This window comes from Pannonibacter anstelovis, assembly GCF_036881715.1.
Taxonomy (GTDB): domain Bacteria; phylum Pseudomonadota; class Alphaproteobacteria; order Rhizobiales; family Stappiaceae; genus Pannonibacter; species Pannonibacter anstelovis.
Genome location: NZ_JBAKBF010000002.1, coordinates 519,488 through 538,421 on the forward strand (window position 1 = coordinate 519,488; position 18,934 = coordinate 538,421).

General features: G+C 62.2%; 22 protein-coding genes. 7 read left to right on the top strand and 15 right to left on the bottom strand.

Features of this window, described 5'->3' with window-relative positions:
• Nucleotides 1-8 precede the first annotated feature (8 nt).
• The 5 genes from V6L75_RS05145 to V6L75_RS05165 form a co-directional block, all read right to left on the bottom strand.
• Entirely contained in the window at nt 9-335 is a 327-nt protein-coding gene (locus tag V6L75_RS05145) for a hypothetical protein (protein ID WP_334250436.1), read from the bottom strand.
• Between the two features lie 110 nt (nt 336-445).
• The gene (locus V6L75_RS05150) at nt 446-1,108 is read right to left on the bottom strand and encodes a haloacid dehalogenase type II (protein WP_019962823.1); all 663 of its coding nucleotides are present in this window, start codon (nt 1,106-1,108) and stop codon (nt 446-448) included.
• A gap of 275 nt (nt 1,109-1,383) precedes the next feature.
• Nucleotides 1,384-1,809 carry a TM2 domain-containing protein gene (locus tag V6L75_RS05155; protein ID WP_334250437.1) on the bottom strand — a complete coding sequence of 142 codons (426 nt, stop codon included), beginning with the start codon at nt 1,807-1,809 and terminating at the stop codon, nt 1,384-1,386.
• Entirely contained in the window at nt 1,806-2,159 is a 354-nt protein-coding gene (locus tag V6L75_RS05160; RefSeq protein ID WP_094462154.1) for a TM2 domain-containing protein, read from the bottom strand. Before V6L75_RS05160 ends, V6L75_RS05155 begins: the two co-directional genes overlap by 4 nt.
• Before the next feature lie 241 nt (nt 2,160-2,400).
• Nucleotides 2,401-3,012: a LysE family translocator gene (locus V6L75_RS05165; RefSeq protein ID WP_334250438.1), complete on the bottom strand. Its 612-nt coding sequence runs from the start codon at nt 3,010-3,012 to the stop codon at nt 2,401-2,403.
• 282 nt (nt 3,013-3,294) lie between these two features.
• Between V6L75_RS05165 and V6L75_RS05170 the strand changes: the two genes are divergently transcribed.
• Nucleotides 3,295-4,152 carry a branched-chain amino acid aminotransferase gene (locus V6L75_RS05170; RefSeq protein WP_334250439.1) on the top strand — a complete coding sequence of 286 codons (858 nt, stop codon included), beginning with the start codon at nt 3,295-3,297 and terminating at the stop codon, nt 4,150-4,152.
• A gap of 13 nt (nt 4,153-4,165) precedes the next feature.
• Here the strand turns inward: V6L75_RS05170 and V6L75_RS05175 are convergent, their stop codons facing one another.
• From V6L75_RS05175 to V6L75_RS05195, 5 genes are all read right to left on the bottom strand, one after another.
• Nucleotides 4,166-5,329: a YbfB/YjiJ family MFS transporter gene (locus tag V6L75_RS05175; protein ID WP_334250440.1), complete on the bottom strand. Its 1,164-nt coding sequence runs from the start codon at nt 5,327-5,329 to the stop codon at nt 4,166-4,168.
• A gap of 83 nt (nt 5,330-5,412) precedes the next feature.
• Nucleotides 5,413-5,862 (bottom strand): pseudoazurin, encoded by a 450-nt coding sequence (locus V6L75_RS05180; protein ID WP_334250441.1) that lies wholly within the window; start codon nt 5,860-5,862, stop codon nt 5,413-5,415.
• A 26-nt stretch (nt 5,863-5,888) separates the two neighbouring features.
• Nucleotides 5,889-6,680, bottom strand: coding sequence for an ABC transporter ATP-binding protein (locus tag V6L75_RS05185; protein ID WP_334250442.1), 792 nt, complete (start codon nt 6,678-6,680; stop codon nt 5,889-5,891).
• On the bottom strand, nt 6,677-7,720 hold the full coding sequence (locus V6L75_RS05190) for a FecCD family ABC transporter permease (RefSeq protein WP_334250443.1): 1,044 nt from the start codon (nt 7,718-7,720) through the stop codon (nt 6,677-6,679). The genes V6L75_RS05185 and V6L75_RS05190 overlap by 4 nt, the downstream gene beginning before the upstream one ends.
• 82 nt (nt 7,721-7,802) lie before the next feature.
• Nucleotides 7,803-8,927: an ABC transporter substrate-binding protein gene (locus V6L75_RS05195; RefSeq protein ID WP_334250444.1), complete on the bottom strand. Its 1,125-nt coding sequence runs from the start codon at nt 8,925-8,927 to the stop codon at nt 7,803-7,805.
• Between the two features lie 201 nt (nt 8,928-9,128).
• On the opposite strand from V6L75_RS05195, the gene V6L75_RS05200 reads away from it, so the two are divergent.
• From V6L75_RS05200 to V6L75_RS05215, 4 genes are all read left to right on the top strand, one after another.
• Nucleotides 9,129-9,578 carry a c-type cytochrome gene (locus V6L75_RS05200; RefSeq protein ID WP_334250445.1) on the top strand — a complete coding sequence of 150 codons (450 nt, stop codon included), beginning with the start codon at nt 9,129-9,131 and terminating at the stop codon, nt 9,576-9,578.
• Nucleotides 9,579-9,602: 24 nt separating this feature from the next.
• Nucleotides 9,603-10,520 carry a c-type cytochrome gene (locus V6L75_RS05205; protein ID WP_334250446.1) on the top strand — a complete coding sequence of 306 codons (918 nt, stop codon included), beginning with the start codon at nt 9,603-9,605 and terminating at the stop codon, nt 10,518-10,520.
• Between the two features lie 87 nt (nt 10,521-10,607).
• Nucleotides 10,608-11,291, top strand: coding sequence for a Crp/Fnr family transcriptional regulator (locus V6L75_RS05210; RefSeq protein WP_334250448.1), 684 nt, complete (start codon nt 10,608-10,610; stop codon nt 11,289-11,291).
• Between the two features lie 135 nt (nt 11,292-11,426).
• Nucleotides 11,427-11,627, top strand: a complete 201-nt coding sequence (locus V6L75_RS05215; RefSeq protein WP_055456088.1) for a YgaP family membrane protein — start codon at nt 11,427-11,429, stop codon at nt 11,625-11,627.
• Between the two features lie 75 nt (nt 11,628-11,702).
• On the opposite strand, the gene V6L75_RS05220 is transcribed toward V6L75_RS05215, so the two are convergent.
• Nucleotides 11,703-12,050, bottom strand: a complete 348-nt coding sequence (locus V6L75_RS05220) for a hypothetical protein (RefSeq protein ID WP_334250449.1) — start codon at nt 12,048-12,050, stop codon at nt 11,703-11,705.
• A 410-nt stretch (nt 12,051-12,460) separates the two neighbouring features.
• Here V6L75_RS05220 and V6L75_RS05225 point away from each other — a divergent pair, with 410 nt between their 5' ends.
• Nucleotides 12,461-12,916, top strand: coding sequence for a cache domain-containing protein (locus V6L75_RS05225; protein WP_334250450.1), 456 nt, complete (start codon nt 12,461-12,463; stop codon nt 12,914-12,916).
• A 72-nt stretch (nt 12,917-12,988) separates the two neighbouring features.
• Complete coding sequence (locus tag V6L75_RS05230) at nt 12,989-14,689, top strand: methyl-accepting chemotaxis protein (protein WP_334250451.1); 1,701 nt, start codon at nt 12,989-12,991, stop codon at nt 14,687-14,689.
• 68 nt (nt 14,690-14,757) lie between these two features.
• On the opposite strand, the gene V6L75_RS05235 is transcribed toward V6L75_RS05230, so the two are convergent.
• The 4 genes from V6L75_RS05235 to V6L75_RS05250 are packed head-to-tail and all read right to left on the bottom strand — an operon-like array spanning nt 14,758 to nt 18,886.
• Nucleotides 14,758-15,966: an ABC transporter permease gene (locus V6L75_RS05235; protein ID WP_334250452.1), complete on the bottom strand. Its 1,209-nt coding sequence runs from the start codon at nt 15,964-15,966 to the stop codon at nt 14,758-14,760.
• 3 nt (nt 15,967-15,969) lie between these two features.
• Nucleotides 15,970-17,112, bottom strand: coding sequence for an ABC transporter permease (locus V6L75_RS05240; RefSeq protein WP_334250453.1), 1,143 nt, complete (start codon nt 17,110-17,112; stop codon nt 15,970-15,972).
• Nucleotides 17,112-17,825: an ABC transporter ATP-binding protein gene (locus V6L75_RS05245; protein ID WP_334250454.1), complete on the bottom strand. Its 714-nt coding sequence runs from the start codon at nt 17,823-17,825 to the stop codon at nt 17,112-17,114. The genes V6L75_RS05240 and V6L75_RS05245 overlap by 1 nt, the downstream gene beginning before the upstream one ends.
• Complete coding sequence (locus V6L75_RS05250; protein WP_334250455.1) at nt 17,822-18,886, bottom strand: efflux RND transporter periplasmic adaptor subunit; 1,065 nt, start codon at nt 18,884-18,886, stop codon at nt 17,822-17,824. The genes V6L75_RS05245 and V6L75_RS05250 overlap by 4 nt, the downstream gene beginning before the upstream one ends.
• Nucleotides 18,887-18,934 lie beyond the last annotated feature (48 nt).

Here is an 18,934-nt window from a genome sequence, read left to right on the forward strand (position 1 = left end):
GGAAGGCTTCAGATCTGAATACCCGGGTGTTGGCTGGCGAGCATTGGCTCGCCCGTCAGGCTGAGGGCAGCCTGACGGCCATGGTGCCACAGAACGCTCGCGGTGCAGACTGTCTGGTCCTGTTCGTCCAGAACCAAAACGCGGGGCGGAAGGGTGACTTTCACCTCGATGAGGGCGCCTGTCTCGCCGCTTTCCGCATCAAACAGGGTGCAAGGTGTGATGTCCGCGCCGTCTTCCGTCTTCAGGCGGCCGCCGCGCATCCGGGCCCTTAAGGCTGGCTTGAGCTGCGGCGGGCGGAAACGGTGGCCTATGCGGGCCGGGGTTGCGCGGGTCATGGCTTGTCCAAATGGCAATAGCGGCGCGCAGCATGCGCAGCCGTTCATCCTCCTGTCAGTTATCACAGGGTTAGACGCATTAACTTGCCCGGAGCTTGCCGGGCTTGCGGTCAGACCAGAAACGGCAGGCCTGTCAGGTCGGACAGAACCGCGCTGGGGGCCAGATCCGGATATTCGTCCGGCTGGGCCGTGCGGTTCATCCAGACGGTTCGGAAGCCATAGGCGGTGGCGCCTGCAATGTCCCAGCGGTTCGAGGACTGGAAGGAAATCGCCTCCGGATAGACCCGGAAATGGTTGGTCACCAGCTCATAGACGCGCGGATCGGTCTTGTAGGTGCGCAGGTCATGCACAGAGAAAATCTCGTCCAGAAGCTCGGTGATGCCGGCAGCCTTGGCCGCTGACTCCAGCATGGAGGGTGTGCCGTTGGACAGGATCGCCAGCCGTGCCCCCGCCTGCTTCAGGCTGGTGAGCACTTCCGGCACTTCCGGATAGCAATCAAGCGCCCAATAGGCGTTGAGAAGGTCAGCCCTCAGGCCCCGGTCGGCGGAGGGGAAGAGGTTGAAGGTGGTGTCCAGCGCCTGCTCGGTCAGCACCCAGAAGTCTTCGTAACGCTGCATGAGGGCGCGGACCCAGGAATACTCCAGCTGCTTCTGCCGCCACACGAAGGAGAATGTCTGTGCGTCTGGCCCAAGTTTGGCGGCATGCTTGCGCACGGCGGCGTGAACATCAAAGAGGGTGCCATAAGCGTCAAAGACATAGGCCGAATGGGCCATCTGAATGCTCCGTGAGGTCGCGGGACAAGATCCGCCGTCAGCTGTGCTGAAGGGTGTCCGAACATATGCCGATCATTTGCCGGGATGCAATCAGGACAAAGTGTATAGGGCGATATCGCTGTTGACCTGAACAGCGGATGCTGGAGCACTTTCGATGAAAACGGAGCCATCGAAAGTGCTCTATCTGTGTGTTTCACGCAATTCCAGCCGTAAAACCGTTTTTAGTTTTTGCTGGAATTGCTCTGGCCGGGCTGTTCAGGGACATGTGTCCCGGTTCAGGGTACGGCGACAATCCGTCCGCTGCCATCGCGCTGCTTTCCAACGATGAGCCGGAAGAACACATAGATTGTGTGCAGCACATCAATGGCCAGAAGCAGAAGGCCAATCAGGACGAGGTTCGTGCCCTGGGCTGGTGCCACGAGAAGGCAGAAGATCCAGAGCGCGAAGAGCCCAAGGTCGAACAGGCCGTGCAGGATGTTGCCGAGGTAGAAGTGATGGAGCCCCATCACGCCGAAAACACCGCACAGGGCAACAGCAACGCCGTAACTCTTGTCACTGACGTTCTCAGCCTGTGCATTGCCTGTTTCCGGCTGGGGGGAACCGCAATGCGGGCAGAAATTCGCCCGGAAAGCGATCTTGTCCCCGCAGTGGATGCAGAAGCTCCATCCGCCGTCTTGCGGCTCTGTACGGGTCTCGCTCATCGCCGGAGCGGCAGCCCCTGCTTGTCCTTGTAGGACCCGACGATGATCATGATCAGGTCAATGAGCGACCAGATGCCAAGACCGCCGAGGGTCAGCAGCATCAGGATGCCGGTGCCGATCTTGCCGGTGTAGAAACGGTGGATGCCGAAGGTGCCGAGGAAGAAGCAAAGCAGTGCTGCAGCAACCATGCTCTTCTCGGAAACAGGCGTTGCAGCCAGGGCGTTCGGTGCGCCGCACTTGGGGCAGGACGGTGCCGTTGACGCAATCTGATGGCCGCAGGTGCCACAGAAAATCATGGACGGATTGGCACCCATGCCAGAGTTGGGGACCGAAACGGTGCTCGACGACATTTGAAGACCTCTGATCGAAAATTGAGTTGCTTTTCACAACAAGCGGGCGGGTCTTAACACGGTAAAAGCTGCAAGGTCATGTCCATAGGGTCACAAATTGCAGGTTTCCGGCGGGTAGTCACAGCTTCTCCACGGCCAGGCCAGGAGGTCAGCCCGGCATCACGATGGCTCCATGTTCATCCAGGGACCGGAACCGGTTGAAGGCGCTGTTCCAAGATCTGGCTTCCTGTGAGGGGGAGGTTCAGCGGGTAACGATGAGCGAGGCACCCGTTCCGGCCATGACGGCTCCGGCGGTGCGGTTGACCCGGCGCACGACGGCGGGGCTGCGCAGCATGCGGCGGGCGCGCATGGCGAGGAGAACATGCCCGCCGATGACCACCACTTCAACTGCCAGAATGACGGCGGCAAGCTCCAGCACTCCAAGGGGGGGCAGAGCGGTTCCGGTCACATTGGGCAGAAGTGCCACGTAGAACAGCGGCATCTTCGGATTGCCGAGGTTCAGGGCGATGCCCGTGGCAAAGGCGGACAGCAGATTGCCGCTCCCGGTGGGCTGCAGGGCTGGCACCACTGGCTCTGCCGTCCAAAGGCGGATGCCGGTCCAGATCAGCCACAGGGCGCCGGCGTAGCGCAGCACGGTCATGGCCATGCCCATTTCGGAAGCCAGCAGCGACAGGCCGAAAGCGGCAAGGCAGAGGAAGATGAGGATGCCCGTGACAGTGCCCGCGCCATAGGCGAGACCTGATGCCGCCCCATGGGACAGGGTTCGGGCGATGATGGTCATGTTGTCCGGGCCGGGGCTCGCGGCAAAGACGAAGAAGGCGGCAGCGAAGGCAAGAAGGGTGGAGAGGTCCATGATTAGTCCTCCGGGAAGCGCCCGGACGAGGGGCGCACGGTAGAAGGATCAGGCGGAATCCATGAAAGATCAAAGGCTTTGTATGCTGACGCGCTGGCTCAGATAGCGATGTTGCGGATCAATTTTCCTGCAAGGGCTCTTTTCAGGAATGAGAGCGGCTCCGGGCGTGGCCTTGCTGGAGCAAGTCTTCCGATTTTCGCGTGAAAGGCGTCAAACGGTTGACCTTGCCTTTTTCCGGGCGTTTGTTCGCTGGCAGTGAAAAAACTACGGAGGAAGTGCAAGATGAGCGGCTGGAGTGAGACCTGGACCTATGTGGATGGCGCTTGGCATGAGGGCAATCCGCCTCTGATGGGGCCGCGCACCCATGCGGCCTGGCTGGGATCTTCGGTCTTTGATGGTGCCCGGTTCTTCGAGGGGGTGACACCGGATCTCGATCTGCATTGCCAGCGCGTGAATGATTCTGCCGTGGCTCTCGGCCTCAAGCCCACCGTCAGCGTTGGCGAAATGATCGAGATGACCCGCGAGGGCGTCACCAAGTTCAAGCCGGGCAGTGCTGTCTACATCAAGCCGATGTACTGGGCGGAAGGCGACGGGCCGGGGGTGATCGTGGGCGATCCGGAGAGCACCCGCTTCTGCCTGTGCCTGTTCGAGGCGCCGATGGCGCCGGCCGGTGCTTCCTTCTCGATCACCCTGTCGCCGTTCCGCCGCCCGACCATGGAAACCATGCCGGTGAATGCCAAGGCGGGCTGCCTTTATCCCAACAACGCCCGCGCCATGGCCGAAGCCAAGGGCCGCGGCTTTGACAATGCGGTGGTGCTGGACATGCTGGGTAATGTGGCCGAGCTGACCAGCGCCAACATCTTCATGGTCAAGGACGGGGCCGTGCACACGCCCGCGCCCAACGGCACGTTCCTCAATGGCATCACGCGCCAGCGGGTGATCCAGCTGCTGCGCAAGGCGGGCCATGCGGTGCATGAGCGCACCATTGGTTACCGTGAGTTCCAGGAGGCGGACGAGATCTTCTCCACCGGCAACTATTCCAAGGTGGTGCCGGTGAACCGTATCGAGGAGCGCAGCTTGCAGCCGGGACCGGTGGCAGCCAAGGCGCGGGAGCTCTACTGGGAGTTCGCCCACGCCTGAAAGCTGTTTTCTCTCAGTGCTGCCGGGCGGGAATAAGCACCAGTCCGGCAGCCAGCAGCAGACAGATGGCAGCTCCTGCTGAAGGCAGGGCAAAGCTGCCGGTGCTGCCTGCCGCAAAGCCCGCAAGGCTTGGCCCCAGCATCTGGCCAAGGCCAAAGCTGGCGGTCATCAGTGCGATGGTGCGGCGGGGATCTCCTGTTGACAGGCGCCGGGCTTCTATAAGACCAAGAGCGGTAATGCCCATGAAGGTGGCGCCGAGCAGGAAGGCGGCCAGCAGGATGCCCTCCGGGCCGGAAGCGGTGACGCTGAGGGCAACGCCGCAAGCCTCGATGACACAGGCCAGCGCATAGGCGCGCGGCACGCCCATGCGGGCGGCAATCCGGTTCCAGATGAAGATGGAAGGGGCTGCGGCAAGGCCCACGATCAGCCAGAGATAGGGTTCGGCGGTGGCAAGTGCGGGATCGGAGCGTGCGATCACGGCGATGAAGGTTGCCGTCACCACATAGCCGATGCCGAAAAGGCCATAGGCCGCAATCAGCTGCGGCAACCCGGGCGGCAGGCGGCGAGGGCCGGACCTGACCGGTGCCGGTGGAGATGTGTCCGGCGCGTCCGGTATCATCCAAGCGATGACTGCGGTCAGCGCCAGACTGATGACGCCGCAGCCCGTCCACAAGCCCTGCCAGTCTGCGCCCATGGCGGCAAGGCCGGAGACAATGAGGGCCGAGCCCGCAATTCCCGCTCCGACGCCCGAGAAATAAAGCGCTGACAAGCCAGGCCGTCCGGCCTGCGCCAGCCGGTCCAGAATGAGGGCAGCGGAAAAGACGAAGGCAAAGGCGCTGGCAAGGCCCGCCAGAAACCGCAGAAACATGAAGACCGGAATGCTATCTGTCCATGCCATTGCGAAGGAAAAGGCAGAACTGGCCACGAGCGAGGCGAGAAACCAGACACGCCGGCTGCCAGGCAAGGAGCCGGAGGAAGCGGCCAGCGCCCCCACCAGATAACCAAGGAAATTGGCTGAGGCGATGAGGCCGCCGTCTGCCTTGCTAAGGGGGATCTGCCCGATCATGAAGGGCAGGACGGGCGTATAGACGAAGCGCCCGATGCCCATGGCAGCCGCCAGAGACAGTAGGCCGCCGAGGGCAAGGCGGACGGGAGAGGAAGAGGCGGCATGGGTCACGGAGAGGCTCCGGCTGGCAGGTGAGCCGGAGCCTAGCGGGTGACTGCACCGTTGGCGAGTGCCCCGAAAGGCGGGGCGGGTCTTTACTTCACCTGCGCCAGCAGTTCATCCAGCCGCTCGCCTTTCATGACCAGCTTGGAGCGGATCTTGGCCGCCTTCTGGTCCAGGTCGGTCCGGTTGACGGCTTCGCCGGCCTGAATCATGCCGATCATGCTCATCATCAGATGCGGCGGGCAGTAATAGAGATAGACGCCTGGCTGGCTGATGGTGACTGTCGTCTTCTGATCAAGCGGTGTGTTCCATGCCGTAACGCCTTCCGGCACCACGTAGGAACGGACATTGTGGCCTGAGTTCGTGGGGATGAAGGTGACGGTGTCACCCACCTCAACCTGCAGGAACGAAGGCTCGAACACCATGCTGCCCCCGGTGCCGTAGTTCAGCATCTTCACTTCGTGATCGGCAGCGGAGGCGCTGACCGAGGCGCTGAACGGGGTGAGGCAGAGGGTGATGGCCAGAAGGGCGTTACGGCTCATGAGCTTCATGCTGTGCATCCGGTAGTTCAGGGGTGGAGTGTGGCGTGAGGCGTCCGCAGGGGCCGGACGACGGGGGCGCCGGCGCTGTCGGTGAGGATTTCCACATCGACGCCATAGGTGCGGCTGATGAGATCTGCCTTCAGCACCTCGGCGGGGCTGCCCGCAGCCTTCAGCTCGCCATCGCCGATCAGGATCAGCTGGTCCGCATATTGGGCCGCGAGGCTGAGATCATGCAGGATCAGGATGCTGATGCGGTTGCGGGCGCGGGTTTCTCGGTGGACGATATCCAGCAACTTCTGCTGGTGATGCATGTCCAGTGCGCTGACGGGCTCGTCCAGCAACAGGATGTCCGGATCGCGCAGAAGAACCTGCGCAAACAGGGCTAGCTGCCGCTGACCGCCGCTGAGCGAGAGAATGTCGTGGCTGGCCAGATGCGCGATGCCTGCCGCCTCCATGGTGTTGGCGGCGGCATGCAGCGTTGCGTCATCCACATGGAAGGACAGTTCATCCATACGGCCCAGAAGCACCACTTCCAGTGCAGTGAGGGACGCTTCAAGAGCGGTGTCCTGCGGCATGTAACCAATGGCCTTGCGCCATTGGCGCAAGGTTTCGCGGGTGAGGTATCCCTCTCCATGGGCGATGCGCCCGGCCTGAGGCCAGAACTCGCCGAAGAGCGCACGCAGCAGCGAGGACTTGCCCGCGCCGTTGGGACCGAGGATGACATGCACCTTGCCCGGCTCGAATTTGAGGGACAGATCGCGGGCGACGCAGTGCTTGCCGCGGAAGAGGGTGATGTCCTGGAGGGTGAGATCGTTCATCGCCGCCGCGCCAGCATGATCCAGAAGAAGAATGGCACGCCGACCATGGCGGTGACGATGCCGACCGGGAACAGGGCACCGGGAATGACCACCTTGGAGATGACCGAGGCCATGGACAGAAAGGCCGCACCTGCCACCATCGACATGGGCAAGAAGAACCGCTGATCCTCGCCCACCAGCAGCCGGGCGACATGCGGGGCGACGAGGCCGACGAAGCCGATGATGCCGACGAAGCTGATGGCGGTGGAGGTCATCAGCGCCGTCAGGGTCAGCGTGGTGACGCGCAACTGCGTGAGGTTGACACCCAGGCTCTGTGCCCGTGCCTCGCCCAGACGCAGGGCGGTGAGCTTCCAGGCATCGCGAAACAGCAGCAGCACGCAGAAGACGGTGACGCCAAGCGTGACCCAGAGGCTGGTCCAGGTTGTTTTGGTCAGGCTGCCGAACAGCCAGAACAGGATCTGCTGGCCGACTTCCGGCGAGGCGATGAACTGCAGTAGCGACAGGAGCGACTGGAACAGAAACAGAAGTGCGATGCCCGCCAGCACGAGCATGGTGGACGACACGCGGGCAAAGGCCGCCAACGCGAAGAGGAAGGCGGCGGCCAGCATGGAGAAGAAGAAGGCGCCCAGCGGCACGGCAATAGCCGGATGCAGGCCGAAGCCTCCGGTGAAGATGCTGAAGGCAGCGCCAAGCCCGGCGGCGGCGGCAAGGCCGAGCGTGTAGGGGCTGGCCATGGGGTTGTTCAGCAGGGTCTGGATTTCTGCCCCGCCCGCCCCCAGCGCGCAACCGACGACAAGGGCCATCAGCGCCATAGGCAGGCGCAGGCCGTTGACGATGGTCAAGGTCATGCTGTCCGTGCCTTCCAGCCGCAGGAGGCCAGCCAGCACGTCGGCGGGACTGAGCATGGAGGGGCCAGTGCCGATGTCCAGCACCAGTGTCACACAGCAGAAGAGGGTGAGGCCGAAAAGCAGGCGCCAGCGCCGCCGTTCCCGGTGGCGCTGGCTTGCAATCGCGGTCGCAACATGAGTTGTGCCGGTCACTTGTTTGCGAAGTCCCTGAAAGAGGCAGCTTGCATGCTCGCGCCCGGGAGGTTCGTGCCCCGGGCGCTGGCTATGGGAGGGCTTATTCCTTGATGGCGAGGGTGAAGGTGCCCTCGGGAGCTACCGGCAGGTACTTCTTGTAGAAGGCCTTGTAGGTCTCTTCCGGGTTCAGATCCGTGAAGAGGTCCGGATAAAGCACCTTGGCGAAGAATTGCAGCATGGCCTGGTCGGCCAGGGTGCGTGAGGCGCCTTGATAGACGCCATAGACGCGCCCATTCTGCACCGCGGGAAGCTGATTCCAGCCTGCGCGGGTGGTGAAGCCCTGCAAGCGCTCAAGTGCTTCAGCCTTTGTCACATCCTCACCCATGAGCATCGACGCCGGATTTTTGCGGGACTCTGTCCCGGAGATCACAATGACGTCCGGCTTTGATGCCAGCACCTGTTCAGGATTGATCGGGCCCCACCACTCCACGAAGGGGGCTGCGATGTTGTCGCCGCCGGCCGTGGTGGCAATGGCGCCCCACATGTTTTTTCCAAAAGTGAAGCTGTGCTCAGCCGGACCCTTGTTGCCGAATTCGACGTAGATTTTCGGCTTTGGCTTGCCAGCATCGGCGATACGCTTTGTGATCAGATCTGAGATTGCCTTGTATTCGCCTGCGATCTGCGCAGCGCGGTCTTCCTGGCCTGTGATCAAACCGAGGACACGGGCGCTGTCCAGATGGCGTTCCAACGTCTGGGCGTTGAAATCGACGACTGCGATCGGAATACCGGCTTCTTCGATGCGGTCGGCATCAAGGCCGAGGCCCTTGTACTGCCAGTCGGCGAGAACAACCATGTCCGGCTTCAGCTCCAGAACCTTTTCGACGGAGAAGGTCTGGGCTTCCACTTCGCCGACATCCGGCAGGGCATCGAGGGAGGGGCGGTGTTTGACATAGCGGGTCCAGGAGGCCGGGCGCCAGCCTTCCCAGGCTTCGCGCGAAAGCCCGACAACGTTGTCGTAGGAGGCTTCGCCGCCAACGGCCATGAAGTCCTCGAAATAGAAGCCGAGCAGCACGCGCTTGGACGGCAGGTCCGCCTTGACCTCACGGCCGATCACATCAGTGAAGATTTTCTCTTCAGCGAAGGCGCCGGTGGTCAGGCAGGTGGCGGCGGCAAGGCCCAGCAGACCCGCGAGGGTGCCGGTTCTCAAGTGCTTGAAAATGCGCATGGACTACTCCCGATTGAGGATGTGCCCGTTTGTCAAACCTGATAAAAATAGTCAACTTTAAAGCCGTCCTCTCCGTAATCCTCCTTAGTTTTATGTGGATCAGAAGCTCTCACGCGTCCGTGATTTCAGTTTTGCGGCGCAGTCGGGTCTGAATGGGCGCACCGGCCAGTGACGCGGCCGGCTCTTTTGAGGGAGACTTTGATGCGCAAATATTTTGTCGCCGGCGCCTTGCTGGCTGTAACCCTGACTGCGGCATCTGCTGCCGGTGACCCTGTCGCGACCCGCAAGGCCATCATGCAGTCCGTAGCTGCCAATGCCGGTCTTGCCGGTGCGATGATGAAGGGGGACGTTGCCTACAGTCCGGCAGCGGGCAAGGCAGCGATCGCTTCGATGAATGCAGCGGCCAACGCCTTTGGGGCATTTTATCCGGACGGCACGCAGAATGCGGCAGGCTCGTCTGCCAGCCCGAAGATCTGGGAGGATTCAGCAGGTTTTGAAGCTGCACTCGCGAAGTTTGCTGCAGCCACGGGTGCCGCTGCGCAGGCCTCCGGCAAGGATGGCCCGGCTGATGTGGAGGCCTTCAAGGCTGCGATGGGGCCGGTCATGGGCAGCTGCAAGGCATGCCACGAGGCCTACAGGGTGCAGAAATAAGCAAGTCGTGGAAGGCGTGGTCCGATGCTGAAGAAACTGGCTCTTGCCGGCGCTCTTGTTGTGGGAGCAGGTGGAATGGGTTTCTGGGCGCTGACTGCGCCTGCCCCGATTGATCCCGCGCGGCTTGCGGCCCTTCCGGAGGGCAATGCCGGGCGGGGGGAGGTGATGTTCTGGGCTGGCGGCTGCGCCTCCTGTCACGCCGCGCCAGGCGCATCCGGTCAGGACAAGCTTAAGCTGGGTGGCGGGCTGAGGCTGGAAACACCTTTCGGTGTCTTCGTTGCCCCGAATATCTCGCCGGATATTGAAGCGGGGATCGGCAGCTGGACGCTGCCGGACTTTGCCAATGCCATGCTGGCCGGAATTTCGCCCGAGGGCGAGCATTATTATCCCGCCTTTCCCTACACATCCTATGCCCGCATGAAGGATCAGGACATTTCCGATCTCTTCGCGTTCCTGAAGACGCTGGAGCCGGTGCAGGGCGCCACGCCCGGCCATGAGCTGGCCTTTCCCTTCACCTTGCGGCGGGGACTGGGACTATGGAAGCTCATGTATCTCGATCCAGGTCCGGCTGTCGTGCTGCAGAGGATCGACGAGCAGCTGCAGCGGGGCCAGTATCTGGTGGAAGGGCCCGGGCACTGCGGCGAATGCCACACGCCCCGGGATATGGCGGGTGGCCTGAAGCTGGACCAGTGGCTTGCGGGCGCAAAGGCGCCCACAGGAGAGGGCACGATCCCCAACATCACCGGCGGAGAGGGGGGAATCGGGGAATGGTCCGCTGCTGACATCGCCTATTATCTCGAAAGCGGCTTCACGCCCTCCTATGACTCCGTTGGCGGGGAAATGGTGGCCGTGCAGGAGAACATGGCCCGGCTGACGGCGGAAGACCGGGAGGCCATTGCCGCCTATCTGAAGGCTATTCCCGCCCACGCGCAGGGCCAGTAGGCGAAAGGCCGCAGTCTTCCGCACTGGCTTGCCCCGATCTGCTGCCGCTAGACTGGCAGCGATTGCGGAAGCTGCGGAGCTGGGGGCATGAGTGGACAGATGGCGGGCAGCAATTTTGAAGAGGCGCTGCGCCTTATGGGGCTTTCGGATCTCTCCGAAGCCGGCCGCCGCGCCGTTGAACAGGCCCTGCGGCAGATGACCATTCCTGCCGGAACCGAAGTCTTTGCGCCCGGGCAGGCCTGTCCCGGCTGGCTAGTGCTCACTTCCGGCAGCGTACGCGTGCTGATGACATCCGATACGGGCCGGGAAATCCTCCTCTACCGCGTTGCCCCGGGCGAGAGCTGTGTGCTGACCACATCCTGCCTGCTGGGTGAGGAGCCCTATGCCGCTTCGGGCGTCACCGAAACGGCCTGTCAGGCCTTCATGATACCGGCTGGGGTGGTGGCGCGGCTGCTCGACAGCGAGCCCGTCTTCCGCAGGCGCATCTTTCAAGGCTTCAGCCTCCGCATTGCCAGCATCCTGCGGAAGATGGAAGACGCCATGTTCCACCGGCTGGATGCCCGGCTGGCGCGGTTGCTGCTGGAACTTGCTGGAGACGGATCTGCCATTCACCTGACACAGGCTGCACTTGCTGCGGAAACCGGCAGCGCCCGTGAAGTGATCGCCCGGCTGCTGGGGCGCTGGGCCGAGGCTGGCCATATTGCGCAAGGCCGCGGTGAGGTGCGGCTGCTTGACCCTGCGGCTTTGGGCCGGATTGCCGCTGCAGGCTGAATGAAAGACAGATAAGTGCAACTACGCTGCCTGGTATGGATTGTGACCATGTCACAGACGGGGCTGTCCGCTGGCGTTAGGGTCGTCTCACCGTCCGGACAATCCGGACAGACCTTGAGCCAAGGGGACGGGATTATGACAGTGAACATGGGAACCCTCGACCGGGCTATCCGCTTCCTGATCGGCATTGCGCTGATCGGTTTTGCACTCTTCGGCCCAGCTGACATCAGCTGGAAGTGGATCGGCTGGTTCGGCGTCATTCCGGCAGTGGTTGCACTTGTCGGCTGGTGCCCTGCCTATACGCTGTTCGGGATCAAGACCTGCAGGGCAAACTGACCCCCTGTATCGATCCCGCAGACAGAAAGCCGGAGCAGCCCCATGCTCCGGCTTTCTTGCCTCTGCTGGGAAGGCTTACAGGCGCTTGCATTCCCGCGAATAGACGAAGTCGATATAGCCGCTCATCAGGCCCAGGTAGGCCTGGCATTCCTGTTCGGTCTTGAAACAGCCTTCGCGGCTGACGGGGCGGCTTTGTCCTGCATCCGGCCAGACCTGGCCACCGATCAGGCCGCGCCACACACCTGCCGTTTGATCGGCAGCTTTTAGCGCACGGCAGTCATAAGCCGTGCCATAGGTTTCCGGAACATCCCCCGGCGTGCGGGTCGGGGATAGAAGAAGCTGCTCCAGAAAGCTGCCCTGTGCCATCGCGACCGATTGTCCCAGCACGAGAGCCAGCGCAGCGAGCGCGGATCTGTTCAACATTTTCATGACTTCTCCAAACATGAGGCAGATTGAAGTGTTCCCATCATCACAAATCCGGTGACTGTCTTGCTCTGAACCTTCAACGTGCCAGAGGCTATTGCATTCGCTCAGGGTTGTACCCCTGCAGATCTGCCCCTTGTTGCTTTATGAGGGGAGTTACGTCAGTTGGGAAGACACATCTCCGGCAGCAGGATTGGGGCGCTATGGAATTACGTTGCCAAGAACGGAATGGACTTCTGATTTATTGTTTAAAAAATCAGTTTATCTGAATTGTTTCGAAATATTTCCGAAATATATCGATGTATAAATTGAAGGAAAAAATTTTCACTGCGCGTTTTATGCTTGTATAAAACGGAATTTTAACGCGTTTTTGTTCATTTTCTCCTGGGTTACATAAAAGGAGGGCGAGAATGCTCAAGATTTCCCGCGTTGCTGTTGCTGTGGTTTCATCGGCTCTGGCCATGGGTGCTGCTTTCGCAGAAGAACGCGCCAGCGCCGACGACGCCATGAAGCTGCTCGACAAGGCAGAGGCTCACTTCAAGGCCGCTGGTGCCGAGCAGGCTTATGCCGATTTTTCCAGCAAGGACAAAGGCTGGCAGGACCGTGACCTCTATGTCTTCTGCTTCGACAAGGACGGCGTTGCTCTGGCGCATGGTGCCAACGAGAAGCTGATCGGCAAGAACCTGTCCGAGCTGAAGGACGCGGACGGAAACCTGTTCATCGGCGCGATGGTAAAGACCGGCCTTTCCGGTGGTGGCTGGACGGATTACCGCTGGGCCAATCCGGTTTCCAAGAAGATCGAACCGAAGTCATCCTACGCAAAGCCCTTTGCTGACGGCATCTGCGGTGTCGGTATCTACAAGTAACACCAGAGAACTTCTGCAAGGCAGGGCCGGTTTTCCGGCCCTGCTCATACCTTGACGACTGCCGGGGGAACAATGCGCTGGTTTGCCAATCTGAAACTCTCATCCAAGATCTTCATTACGCCTATTCTTCTCATGCTTGGCCTCGCGGTCGTTTCGGTCATCGCATACCGGGCAATTGGCACGCAGCGCAGCGCAATTGACAGCCTGAACCGGGTGCAGATTTCTGCACTTGCGGACATGGGGCAGGCGAAGGAAATCCTGTCGGAAGCGCAGATGGCGCTTTACGCACTGCTGCTGACGGCGGTGACCGAGTCTGACGCCGATCGTGTCAGCGTGTTGCTGGCTGAAACCCAGACGGCGATGAAAGGATTCCTGCCGCGGCTGGAAGCACTGGATCTCAGCGCCATCGGCGACAGCGCAGTGAATGCCAAGCGTGATGACATCATCGCAACTTCAAGAAAGTACATCGATTCAGCCACGAGCGCGGTCGATATGGCCGAGATTGATGCGGCGGCGGCCAGCATCGTTTCCGGTGAAGCGATCAAACTGCATGGCCAGCTGCTGCGTGACGTGAATGATCTGAGCACCACGGTTGGTGCCATTCGTGAGCGGGCTGCCGCATCCAGTCTTGCCGGTGCCGACCGTGCGATGCAGTTGTTTCTGATCACAGTCGGCGTTGTCGTTCTTGCCGGGATTTTGGTCAACTGGATCATTTCGCGCATGATTTCCGGCCCGATGGTACAGATCATCGGGGCCATGACACGTCTTGCTGATGGAGATACCAAGATCGATGTGATGACCGGCGACCGCCGGGATGAAATCGGTCAGATCGGCCGTGCGCTTGAGGTCTTCCGGCAGAAGACAATCGAGGTTGACCGCATGCAGGCCGAGAAGGTGGCGCTTGAGGAGCAGGCAGCGCGTGAAAAGAAAGCGGCCATGGAAGCGCTGGCCGGAGAGTTCGAGGCCCGTCTGATGGGTATCGTGGAAACTGTGGCAAGCTCGTCGCAGCGGATGCAGACGACCGCGCAGTCGCTCTCGCAGGTGGCCGAACGGACCCAGCAGCAGGCGAGCACCGTGGCGCACTCTGCCGAAATGGCCTCCAGCAACGTGCAGACCGCAGCCTCTGCAGCGGAGGAAATGTCCGCCTCCATCGGTGAGATCAACCGTCAGGTGGCCGAAGCCACGCAGATCACCAATCAGGCGGATGCCGAAGCTGCACGCACCAATGAAACGGTGCGCGGGCTGGCCGATGCAGGCAGCAAGATCGGTGAGGTCATCGAACTGATCAGCGGCATTGCCGAGCAGACCAACCTGCTGGCTCTGAACGCAACCATCGAGGCTGCGCGGGCCGGGGAGGCTGGCAAGGGCTTTGCGGTTGTTGCCTCCGAGGTCAAGAACCTCGCCAGCCAGACCGCCCGCGCGACGGAAGAAATTGGCGCGCAGATTGCCGGCATGCAGACAGCCACCGGCAGTGCCGTGTCGGCCATTTCGGCGATTGGCGCGACCATTGCCAAGGTCAAGGCGATCTCTGACACGATCTCTACGGCTGTGTCCGAACAGGGCGTTGCCACGCGCGAGATTGCCATGAGCACCCAGCATGCGGCCGCTGGCACGGCTGAGGTTGGCAACACCATCGGTGAGGTGGCCGACGCAGCCTCCCAGACCGGCACGGCCGCCAAGGAAGTTCTTGATGTGGCGGTGGACCTGTCGAAACATGCCGCCAATCTGCGCCAGCAGGTGGAAGCCTTCCTGCATCAGGTGCGTGCAGCCTGATCAAGGCTGGCGGCGCGAATTGTGTGGCCGGGCAGTCTTATGGACTGTCCGGCCTTTTTGTTTCGAGATCAATTGATCTGCCGCAGTGCCTTGTGCAAGGGGAGGCGGGCTGCGGCCAGAGCGGGGAGGGCGCCGCCTGCAAGGCCGAGGGCGAGACCGAGGAGGCTGCAGGTGAGCATCACGTGGCTGTCGATGGAAAGTTCAAAGGAGAGGCGGGTGTTGCCGGTACCGGACGTGCTGGCCTGCCAGCCGTTGAAGACAAGCCATGAGCCGAAGATGCCAAGAGCTGTTCCGAGTCCGGCCAGGCAGATGGCCTCGATCCAGACCGCGAGAAAGGTGGGCAAACGGGCAAAGCCGAGGGCTCGCAGCGTGGCGATTTCGCCAGAGCGGCTCGATACGGAGCTGTACATGGTGTTGAGCACACCCGCTGCCGCCCCGAGCGCCATCAGCCCGGCAACAGGCCAGCCGAACAGGCGGATGAGATCTGCCGTACGGGCCGATTGGCCGGCATAGAGCTGGGCTTCGGTGAGGGCTGTGAGACCGGGGCCGGGAAGGGAGGATAATTTCTCCTGCAGAGGGGCGAGGATGCCCGGTTCCGTCAGCAGCAGCCGGAGGCTCTGGACATCTCCGGCGTGGTTGAAAGCGGCCTGAAGGGCTTCAAGGCCGGTCCAGAACTCCGATTCAAAGGCGCTGCCGCCTGCGCTGAACAGGCCCGTCACGGTCCACTCCACACCGGAAAGCCTGATCTTGCTGCCTGGTGCAAGGCCGGGCATGCTGCGGGCCAGACCTTTGCCCGCGACCAGCTCGCGGGCGCCGGGAGTAAACATGCGCCCTGCGGCGAGCCTCACGTCCGGCCGGGCTGACAGGCCTTCAATTTCCATGCCGCGCAGGGCGAGGATGGTTTCCTGCCCGTCCGCCTGTTTCAGGCTGACGGGAATGACCATCTCGCGGGAGACAAGCGGCGCGCCTTCCGGTGATCTGCTGACACCAAAATCATCCCGTGATGCGAGCAGCGTGCGCAGGGCATCGGCGGAAATGCTGGAGCCTATCTCTTGCGTTTGCGTGCCGCCGAGAACAACGGCCGTGCGCGGTGAGCCGGTGCCGTTGAGTGTTTTCTCGAAACCGGCGGCCATGGCGAGAAAACCTGCCAGAACGCTGACGGCAAGTGCAGTGGAGAGCGTCATGGAAAGGGCAAGTGCTGCCCGGCGCGGCAGGCTGAGAAGACTGCTGCGCAAGAGGACATGTGTCTGGCGGAAAAGAGAATTGGTAGCGGACATGAGTTACCTCTTGCGGAAGGCGGCAATGACCGGGATGCGCATGGCGCTCCAGGCGGGAAGAAGGCCGGTCAGCAAGGCAAAGCCCGCCATGAGCAGCAAGGCTTCGGCGATGACGGGACCTGTGAGCACCAGCCCGAGAGCGGGCGGGCCGAACAGAGCGGCGAGGCCGGTGAGGCCGAGCCCCATGGCGCCGCCAATGACGAAAACGAAGCCTGTTTCGCCAAGGATCAGAACGGCAATGCGGGCCGGAGGCACCCCGAGGGCTTTCAGCACCCCGGTCTCGAAGCGGCGCTCCCGCACGGCAAAGACCATGGTGTTGGTGATGATCATCAAGAGGGTGATGAAGGCAGCCGAAGTGACGAGGCCGGTGATGAGCTTCACATCAGCAAACTGGCGCAGGAAGGCTTCGAGAAACTGCTTTTCCGATTGGGTGCGGGTTGGCGCCGAAGAGTTTGCAAATTGCGCATCAATCGCTGGAGCAAGCGTGCTGGCACTGGTGCCAGGTTCTGGACGGACGGCGAAGACATCGGCTGTATCCGTGCCGTTGGCCCGCAGAGCGTTGATGTACTCGTAGCGGGCAATCGCAAAATAGGTGTCGGTGCTGGCTGATGCGCCCTCGAAGATGCCTGCAATACGGAAGCGCCAGACCCGGCTGCCATCCTTCTGCGCCATGGTGAAGGCGGTGACGGCAACGCTGTCCCCCACGGCCCAGCCCTGTTCTTCGGCCAGCGCGCGGCCTGCGAGAAGACTGTCGCGACTTTCGTCTAGGCTAGTCATGAGAGTTGGGGTCAGTCCCAGTTCCGGTCCGTTGACGGCGGCGGCACGGGTCGGATCCACTGCCGCGATCGCGATGACATTGGTTTCCCGGTCCAGAAAGCCGCGCAGCCGGGCCACATGGGAGACGGCCGCGACGCCGGGCTCCGCTTCCAGACGGGGCATGTACGAGAGCGGCAGCGGCTGAGCTGGGCCTGCGGCAGACATGACACCGAGCAGGTCGTCACTTGCGGCCGAACTGCCTTGTGAACCAGCCAGAAAGCTTGCGGTGAGGCCGTGGATCAGGAAGGCGATGGCCACGCTGAAGACGAGCAGGGCAAGGCGCAGCGGCTTGCGGGCGGCGTTCTTGCGGGCAAGGCGGAGCCAGGTCATCACGCAGCCCTCCGTTCTTCCAGGAAGCTGCCCTTGTCGAGATGCAGGGTCCGCCTTGCGCTGGCGGCGGCCACGGGATCATGGGTGACCATGAGGATGGTCTTGCCCAGTTCCGCATTCAGGACGCGCAGCATGGCCAGAATGTCATCGGCGGACTTTCGGTCAAGATCACCTGTGGGTTCGTCGCAGAGGATCAGCTCAGGATCGGAGACAATAGCGCGGGCAATGCCGGTGCGCTGCTGCTGGCCGCCGGAAAGCTGGGAGGGCCGGTGGCGGGCGTGGCTTGTGAGGCCCACGAGCTCCAGGACCATCATCACACGCTCGCGCCGCATACGGGAGGAGAGCGGCTTCAGCAGCAGCGGCAGTTCCACATTCTCCGCGACGGTGAGCATGGGCAGCAGATTGTAGAACTGGAAGACGATGCCAAGATGATGCGCCCGCCATCTGGTGCGCGCGGCCTCTCCCATCTGGTCCAGCCGGGCCCGGCCAATGCGGATTTCTCCCCGGTCCGGATGGTCTATGCCGGCCAAAAGGTTGAGCAAGGTGGACTTGCCGGAGCCTGAGGGGCCCATGATCGCGGCGAAATCACCCTTTGGAATGGTGAGATCAAGGCCGGAGAAGACCGGCAGCTGGCTGCCGCCTGTTGGGTAGGATTTTTCAAGGTTCTGGAGGCTGATGAAAGCAGTCTCGTCCTGTGGTGTGGCCTGGGTCATTGGGACGTCGCTCCTGCAGTTTGAGTGGTGGAGGGAAGGCTGATGCGGATGCGCGCCGCCATGCCGGGGCGTAGGGGCACCGGTGGGGCGAGCGGGGCGAAACGCAGGCTGAAGGTGCCTTTGGCCGGGTTCACCTCGGGCGCGGCCAGTGTCATTCGCACGGGGAAGGGCGCGCCGGGGGCTGCGTCAAGTTCTGCTTCAGCTTCAAGGCCGGGCATGAGACCGGCAATGCTGCGCTCGGCCACATCCGCCTCGATGGCGAGGTTGTCCATACGGGTAAGTGTGAGAAGGCTCTCTTCTTCGCGAATGCTGTCGGAGCGGTCGAGGATCATGGCGCCGGGGCGGGCGTTCAGCTGCGTGACCGTTCCGGCAAAGGGCGCGCGGATGGTGAGGGCCTCCACCCGCTCGGCGGCGATGGCTGCTGCTATCCGCGCTTCTTCAATGGCCGCGCTGGCCAGATCGGCGCTGTTGGCGGCCGTCCGGGTGGTGGTGGCGGCGTTTTCCAGCCCGCTTTGGGACAGGCTGCCGCGGGCGGCAAGCGTCTCAGCACGGTGCAGGTCCGCTTTGGCCTGGGCAAGAGTGATCTGACGCGCTGTGAGGGTCAGCTCTGCAGTGCGCAGCCGTGCGTACGCTTGATCCAGTGCAAGACGGGCGGGAGGATCGGAGAGAACAGCGAGGACATCACCGGCCCGGACCTCAGATCCCAGCGTGACAGTGACGCGCTCGATGCGCCCCTCATACCGGGCAAAAACGGGCACAGACTGAAGGGCAATGACATGGCCTGAGCCGGTGATTTCCCGCACAAGGGGAACAGGAGGCAAAGGCGGTGGTATGCCCGCTTGCTGCAAGGGAGCCGCGACTGAAGCGGGATCTGAGGCCGTACCGGTGAGCGCGGCCGCTCCGATGGCAAGGGCGGCTGTGCCAAAACCTGCCAGTAGAAGCCATCTGGGAAAAAGACGCGGCTTGCGCTGCGGCTGTTCTTCGCTGTGCGCGGGACCGGGGAGGGAGAGAGACCGCAGCGTCCCGGCGAGCTGGCGGTTCTGGTCTGTCAGGGGTGTCATGGACCCAGACTGGCGCCGTCAGCCCATCGGCTCGACCTTGATCATGAT